This is a genomic window from Acinetobacter sp. UBA6720 (genome assembly GCF_002454215.1).
Lineage (GTDB): Bacteria > Pseudomonadota > Gammaproteobacteria > Pseudomonadales > Moraxellaceae > Acinetobacter.
In genome coordinates this window covers 8610-14179 of sequence record NZ_DKIK01000153.1, presented here as the reverse complement: position 1 = coordinate 14179, position 5570 = coordinate 8610, and the positions used below count along the sequence as shown (strand labels likewise).

Sequence of the window (5570 nt, the reverse complement as noted above, 5' to 3'; positions counted from 1 at the left end):
ATTGCTGCTGCCCCAAAGCAAAAAATTAGCTATGAAAAAAAGGTAGATTCTGCAGTTACTGAATATGCTGTGCGCGCTCTCAACTGGCTGCGTAAAGCAGAGTTTTTAATGAGTGCCCCGAAGCTCAACCTGTGTGTAGAAGATACAGGCTATGAAATTGCCTTTGCGGGTCGTTCAAACGCAGGTAAGTCTAGTGCTATCAATGCCTTAACCAACCAAAAGCAATTGGCTCGTGCCTCGAAAAGACCGGGTCGTACGCAGATGATTAACTTTTTCAGTCTAGGGAATCCTGACCAACGTCTGGTCGACTTACCCGGTTATGGTTATGCAGCCGTGCCTGAAGCGATGAAAATCGTGTGGCAAAAAGAGTTAGAAAACTACCTGATTCAGCGTAAAAGCTTACAAGGTTTAGTCTTGTTGATGGATATTCGTCATCCGCTACAGCACTTTGACGTGATGATGTTGGAATGGGCTTATTCGCGTAAATTGTTTGTGCATGTACTACTCACCAAGTCCGACAAACTCAACCGTGGCCCTGCTTCTAAGGCATTGCAAGAAGTTAAAGCCCAATTGAAAAAGATGAAATTGGATTTCTCAATTCAATTGTTCTCCTCCCTCAACAAACAAGGTCTAGAAGAACTGGCGAGCGTGATGGGTGGACGCCTGAATTTCACTTTAGATCAAGCTCAACACTTTGATTTAAGTAGCATTCCAGATGCGACAGCAGATGAGTTGGATGCAGACGAATTCGATGAAGATACTGAAGTAGCTATGGATATTGACGCTGAAGATCGTATTGAAACCAAAGGCGATGTTGAAACCAAACCACAGTCTGAGGCTTAAGTTTTAAACGCCATTCAATAAAAGCATCATCTATTGCTGTATCTGTGTCCCCTATTGCTAATCACAATTGGGGACTTTTTTTTATACTGAATTTATTCAACTCGTGAAAAAGTTCAACACATATAAAAATAGGTCAGCATATGAAATTATGGTCTCGATTGAAAAAAAACAAAATTCGCTCCTCGATTGCCTACACCATTAAGCCCCGCAAAGTTAAATTTGAGTGGCAAGACAGCCCGATTGATTGGATTCCCAACCAACCATTTGCCAGTTATTTCATCAATGAAATTAATATGATCCTACCCGCAGGTGAGTTCTGGTTCTGCCGCCTCTACAACAAAGTCTTACCACAAATTAGCGATGAAAAGCTGAAGCAAGATGTACAAGCCTTTATCCGCCAAGAAGCCATGCATGCGCAGGCACACAACTCAGCCAATAAAGAGTATCTCAGCCAAAGAAAGATTGATGTCTCCCGTAATCTAGAGTTGATGGATTTCTTATTTGGAAAATTACTGGCCGATAAACCTCTTGATCTCACTGTACCCAAAGCACTAGAGCACCAGTGGGATCTGTTTCGACTCGGCATTATTGCGACAGTGGAACACATGACCTGTGTCCTTGGAAAATATGCACTGGACAACACTGAATGGGAAAAAATGGGCGCTGACCCTGCGATGTTAGACTTGATCAAATGGCACGGCGCAGAAGAAATTGAACACCGTACCGTCGCATTTGATTTGTACCGACATTTAGGTGGTGGGTATATTGCGCGTTATTATTTAAGTCTGGTGGTGATTGCTGCCGTTCTGGGTTTATGGGTCGATGGTGCAGCTCATATTATGAAGCAAGATGACCGCTTTAAGTCGATTCAACCCAGTCTGTTTAAACCTTGGATTTGGCGTGAATGGTTCTCTATTTCCAAGCGGAATCATCAAGTACTACCAAGCCCGCTCTGGTTAGTATCACAACAGTTCGGCTATTTGGTGCCATGGTATGACCCTATACACGAAGCCAAAACAGAAGATGCGATTACCTACTTAGACCAATCCCCTGCGGCAAAACGTGCCATGCTCAAAGTCGCTTAAATCCCAAAATAAAAAAGCAGCTCAATCGGCTGCTTTTTTTATTCTAGAGCAAGACTTAAGATGAATTTGATAAATTCGGTAAAGGTGCATCCAGATCTTGGGTATGTCGATCGACCACCACACTAATCATCATGTCGCCTTGTACATTGACCACGGTACGCACAGTATCCAGTAAGCGATCTATCGGCAATAAAATCGCAATCGCTTCCGCAGGAAGCCCGACAGACTGCAAGACCATAATCATGGTGACCATACCTGCACTCGGGATCCCTGGAGCGCCTAAAGAAGCAATCATCGCGGTCAGACACACCACCAACTGTTGACTCAAGGTCAAATCGAGTCCCATCAAGTTGGCAATAAACAAAGCTGCTGCTGCCTCATACAGTGCAGTACCATCCATATTGAGCTGCNNCGGACGTACACCGAGATTTTCTTGCGCACATTTCAATGATAAAGGCATGGTCGCCGAGCTTGAACTGGTGGCAAAAGCAGTAATTAACGCCACACGTGTGCCTTTAAAAAAGGTGATCGGATTCATCTTGCCAAAAATCCACAGCAATAGTGGTAAAACCACCAGACCATGAAAAATGGTGGTGCCCGTTACCACAGCTGCAAACTCGGCCAAACGGCTCAATACCGAGATGTCTTCAGTGGCAATCAATTTGGCAAGTAAGGCAAAAATTCCCAGTGGTGCAAGCTTCATCACCCACCCAATCATCAGCATCATGATGTCAAAGAACTGCTGACTCAGCTTACGCACGGTACGGAATTGCTCACCACCTTTAACCAGTGCCACACCTATGAACAACGCAAAAACCACCACCGCCAAAACATTGCCTTCGGCAAAAGCTTTAAACGGGTTAATCAACGTATTTTGAATAAAGTTGGTGAAGAACGAAGATGGAGTGAGGGTATCTGGAGTTTGATGATTCGCCATGGCATCTTGGAACATCGCGATATCGACACCTTTGCCGACTTCAAATAAATGCGCGCAGCTTAAACCCAATATCAAGGCCAATGTCGTGGTGGTGACACAGCATGCCACCGTAATTTTCCAAACACGGGAGAGCTGCCCACCCGCCTGTAAGTTGGATACCCCCACCACAATTGAGCTAAAAATGAGGGGAATCAGAAGCATTTTTAATAAACCGATAAAAATACTACTGACCACTCCAATTCCATACAAACTCATTTCTAAAAAAGCGGTTTCAGGAAATAGATTTAAAACAAATCCGAAGATGACCCCAAAGATCGCTGCAATTAGAATTTGCGTGTTTAAGCTCATAGCTTCATGCTTTTCAAAGATTTCTTTGGGAAACTATGCCATGTGAATCGGCTAGAATCGAGGATTTTTTTGTCACAAGTACTGCACATTTCTCTATATGCCTCTGCTCAAAAGGCGAGACCATGACAATTCAAGCTCAGCTCTGACCACCTTTCAGTCGCAAAATCAGTCATAAAAAAAAGCTGAGTCATATCACTCAGCTTTTTTATATTCAAGCTTTATTGGGCTTCGATTTCACGGAGCCGAATCAAACCTTCTTGCGTAGTGCTACACACCAGCTCACCATTTTGCCACATCCGACCAAAGTTTAAACCACGTGAACTGGCACTCACTGTGGCGTCCATGTCATATAGCATAAACTCATCTACACGAAATGGTTTATGGAAATACATAGCATGGTCGATACTCGCACACTGTAAACTTGGAGACAAATAGCTTAAACCATGTGGACGCAGTGCCGTAGTCATTAAGGTAAAGTCTGAATAGAATGCCGCAATCGCTTGATGTAACGAAACCTCATCTACCTCAGCTGCAATGCGGTCATGCGTACGAATATAGTGTGCATAGACAGGCGCTTCTGGCTGCGGTTGATATGGGTTTTGTGGATTGATGGGACGAATCTCCACATGCCGATCTCGCATGAAACTTGCACGCACATTTTCAGGCACAAACTCCACCATCATTTTTTTCAGCTCAGCCTCAGACTTTAGCGACTCTGGTGCTGGGTATTCAGGTTCGCTAATTTGATAGTTCAGCCCTTCTTCATTGTCAGCAAAAGACACCATACACATAAAGATGGTTTTACCATGTTGAATGGCACGCACTTGACGGCTGACAAAACTACGCCCATCACGAATCCGATCGACTTCATAGATAATCGGTGCGTTTACGTCACCGCCAAATAAAAAGTACGCATGTAAAGAGTGTGCAGGACGATCTGTGGTATATGATGCTGCACGCAGTGCCTGACCTAAGACTTGCCCACCAAAAACACGCTTCCCAACCAAATTACGGCTTTGTCCACGAAAGATGTTTTCCTCAATTTTTTCGAGGCTCAGTAATTCAACCAACTCTTGGGTTAAAGCATTCATAAACAACCTACTTAATGGTGAGATACCCAATATTTCTGTAAAGTAATAGGTATCATATATAGAGTATAAAACCTATTTTGCCATAAATTCTGACTAAAACCCTAGAGATTGCTTGACTGAGATGTCACAACTTTTTTTCGTTATTTTTGACTAAAAATACGATTTTTAACGATAAAATTCACCATATAAAACAAATTTGTCAGGAAATGACATACGGTTTATGTTTACAATTACGCAAAATAAATACCCCTTCAGGCAAACTGCGGGATTGGTCATTTAAGCAGGAGTGTATATGTCCAAAAGTGGCTTTGGTCAAATGTATAGAAAGCTTTCAAGTAAGCTTCTTGACCTAATCGTAACCCCACATGTATTGGGTGAGGTTCCAACAGAACCGACAGCAAACGATGCTGACTCAGCAGCTTCAGACCATCCCAAAAAAATTGTCTGTTATGTACTCCAAAACCACTCTCGCAGTAATGCGCTGTTGGTGGATGGTGAAACACGTCGCTTAAAGCTTTCCCCTGCACTAGACCCTTTAGTCTTGGGTACACATCAAGAAAAAGCATCAATCGTGTTTCTACAACATAACGATGAAAATAATTTACTTAACGCTCCATCCCACACCTTTCCACCACGTCTTTTACGTTTGGTTGAAGCTTTAGAAAAACAACCCGACTTAGACGTAGAGCTGGTGCCTGTGACGGTACTGTGGGGGCGTTCACCAGATAAAGAAGACTCTTGGTTTAAATTGTTATTTACTGACACTTGGGCGACACCAAGTACAGTGAAACAGCTGATGAATATTGGTTTACATGGTCGCCAGTCATTTTTAGAGTTCCATGAAAGTCAGTCTTTACGTGCTTTAATTGACTTTGCAAAAACCACCTATCCGAACTTATCGCCTGCAACGTATATTCTAAACACCCTAAATAATCAGCTCGATGCACACCGTGAAGCAGTACTCGGCCCTGACCTTTCAGACCGCCGCAACGTGATGCATTCATTGATTAAAGCCAATGATGTACAAGATGCCATTCGTCGTGAAAGTATCCGCGGCAAAATTAGCATGTTGGATGCAGAGCGTCGTGCCATTGGTTATGTCAATGAAATCGTATCGGACTATTCACATTCCACCATCCGTTTTGCTGAAATGGCGCTAGCACGTTTATGGACGCAGCTCTATGACGGGGTTGAAGTCCATAACTTCAATACGGTTCGTGAGTTGGCAAAAGATTATGAAATTGTGTATACCCCATGTCACCGCAG

4 protein-coding genes and 1 pseudogene are annotated in these 5570 nt (G+C 43.3%); 3 read left to right on the top strand and 2 right to left on the bottom strand.

All coding sequences use genetic code 11. The annotated features are described in order from the left end of the window. Positions 1 to 843 (top strand): ribosome biogenesis GTP-binding protein YihA/YsxC, encoded by an 843-nt coding sequence (gene yihA, locus B4F08_RS13495; RefSeq protein ID WP_291374754.1) that lies wholly within the window; start codon positions 1 to 3, stop codon positions 841 to 843. Between the two features lie 140 nt (positions 844 to 983). After that, complete coding sequence (locus B4F08_RS13490; RefSeq protein WP_291374752.1) at positions 984 to 1928, top strand: metal-dependent hydrolase; 945 nt, start codon at positions 984 to 986, stop codon at positions 1926 to 1928. 55 nt (positions 1929 to 1983) lie between these two features. Here the strand turns inward: B4F08_RS13490 and B4F08_RS13485 are convergent, their stop codons facing one another. Together B4F08_RS13485 and B4F08_RS13480 are read right to left on the bottom strand one after the other, a co-directional pair. Then, positions 1984 to 3213 (bottom strand): dicarboxylate/amino acid:cation symporter, encoded by a 1230-nt coding sequence (locus B4F08_RS13485; protein WP_291374750.1) that lies wholly within the window; start codon positions 3211 to 3213, stop codon positions 1984 to 1986. A gap of 218 nt (positions 3214 to 3431) precedes the next feature. Then, complete coding sequence (locus tag B4F08_RS13480) at positions 3432 to 4304, bottom strand: acyl-CoA thioesterase (RefSeq protein ID WP_291374748.1); 873 nt, start codon at positions 4302 to 4304, stop codon at positions 3432 to 3434. A gap of 292 nt (positions 4305 to 4596) precedes the next feature. Between B4F08_RS13480 and B4F08_RS13475 the strand changes: the two are divergent. Beyond that, positions 4597 to 5570, top strand: a pseudogene (locus B4F08_RS13475) (glycerol-3-phosphate 1-O-acyltransferase PlsB); the annotation flags it as partial.